The following is a 1,721-nucleotide window of genomic DNA, read 5'->3' as shown; positions in this document are numbered from 1 at the left end:
TCCGTTGAATTCTGTCACTGTGGCAGTCACACTTTTGGTCGCCAGCAAAGCTGTCTGATTTTGGCGTAACCGGAACATAGCCCAAGTTTCCGAAAAATATTGACACAGCGGTGTGATATGCTATAATACGTATATCATTTTGTAGCCATTATTATCGTTTTGTTCCACAAAATGACCTTGACCAACGTATCGCATTCGCCGTGCCTGACACCGAAACGATACGTTTTTTTGTGCGTATTTTCGCAATCTTTTTCGGGCCGAACGTAGGCGCCGAACGGTAAAAAAATACTGACTGTCAGGAGCATGAAAAAATGGATTTTGCCGGATTGAAGGCTGAAATAATAGAAGAAAGCAAAAAGTTGGGCATCGATAAACTGGGTTTCACGACTGCCGAACCTTTTGAATATATGTTGGAAAGTTTGAAGGAGCAGCATGCGAAGGGCCATACGGTCGGGTTTGAGCACCCGGTTCTGGACGAACGGATTTATCCCGGGCGGATATTCGACAAGCCGCAAGCGATCCTTTCGATCGCGCTGGCTTACCCGAGCAAAATGACCGAAAAGGCGGAGCGAATGCGCGGCGAACGCCGCGGTAATTTTTCGCGCGCTTCCTGGGGGACCGATTACCATGTCATCCTCCGCGATAGGATGGACCGCTTGATTGCCTTCATCCAGGAAAAAATTCCGGAAGCCCGCTTCAAGCCGATGGTGGACACCGGAGAGCTGATCGATACCGTGGTGGCGCAGCGGGCCGGATTGGGATTCATCGGCCGCAACGGGCTGTTGATCACGCGCGAGTTCGGGTCTTACGTCTATTTGGGGGAAATCATCACCGACATCCCTTTTCCGGCGGATGAGCCGGGTGTCTTCGGCTGCGGGGAGTGCACGCGCTGCGTCGATTTCTGTCCGACCGGAGCGATCCTCGGCAACGGCCAATTGAACCCGAACATCTGCCTGTCTTACCAAACGCAGACGAAAGGGTACATGCCGGAAGAGTACCGCAAAAAGATCGGCCACGTCATTTACGGATGTGATATTTGCCAGCAGGTCTGCCCGTATAACCGGGGCATGGATCATCACCTGCATCCGGAAATGGAGCCGGAACCGGAAAGTGTCACGCCTGTTCTGCAGCCGATGCTGACGATCTCTAATCGGCAATTCAAGGAGCAATTCGGACATCTGGCAGGATCGTGGCGCGGCAAAAAGCCGCTGCAGCGCAACGCGGTCATCGCTTTGGCGAATTACCGCGACCGGACGGCGATTCCGGAACTGCTGCGGATGATCGAACAGGATCCCCGACCGGTGCTGCGCGGGACTGCTGCTTGGGCCATCGCGGAAATTGTGCGCGAAGCCAATCCGGAATTGTTGGCTTTTTTCTCCGAACGACTTATAATCGAAACGGACGAAGAAACCAAAGCCGAAATGGAGAAGGCTTATCTGAAAATATTTGAAATCAAAGAAGCAGATTAACATAACAGAATGAAGGAGTCTCACTTATGACCAACCATATCGTACTATTTGAACCGCAGATCCCTGCGAATACGGGAAATATCGCGCGCACTTGCGCAGCAACCAATACAACTTTGCATCTGATTGAACCTTTGGGCTTTTCAACCGACGATAAGCAACTGAAACGTGCCGGGCTCGATTATTGGCATGACGTGAACATCATCCATCATGCGGATCTGGCGGCATTCCTCGACTATCTGGGCGACCGCCAGC

The 1,721-nt window shown here is 51.9% G+C and carries 2 protein-coding genes; both read left to right on the top strand.

Going from position 1 to position 1,721, the window contains the following annotated elements:
- Positions 1 to 311 precede the first annotated feature (311 nt).
- A complete protein-coding gene (gene queG / locus WBV27_RS06715; protein ID WP_424200544.1) occupies positions 312 to 1,469 on the top strand; it encodes a tRNA epoxyqueuosine(34) reductase QueG in 1,158 nt (385 codons plus the stop codon).
- Between the two features lie 26 nt (positions 1,470 to 1,495).
- On the top strand, positions 1,496 to 1,721 hold a 226-nt coding region (locus tag WBV27_RS06710; RefSeq protein WP_424200542.1), incomplete at its 3' end, for a tRNA (cytidine(34)-2'-O)-methyltransferase.

The sequence above is a fragment of the Trichococcus sp. genome, assembly GCF_049589555.1.
In the GTDB taxonomy this organism is placed as follows: Bacteria; Bacillota; Bacilli; order Lactobacillales; family Aerococcaceae; genus Trichococcus.
The sequence above is the reverse complement of the archived record's forward strand: the minus strand, read 5'-3'. Positions and strand labels throughout refer to the sequence as shown.

What these genes read in the sequence shown, in the direction of transcription:
- queG (WP_424200544.1), top strand. Translation starts at nt 312, where the DNA reads ATGGATTTTGCCGGATTGAAGGCTGAAATAATAGAAGAAAGCAAAAAG.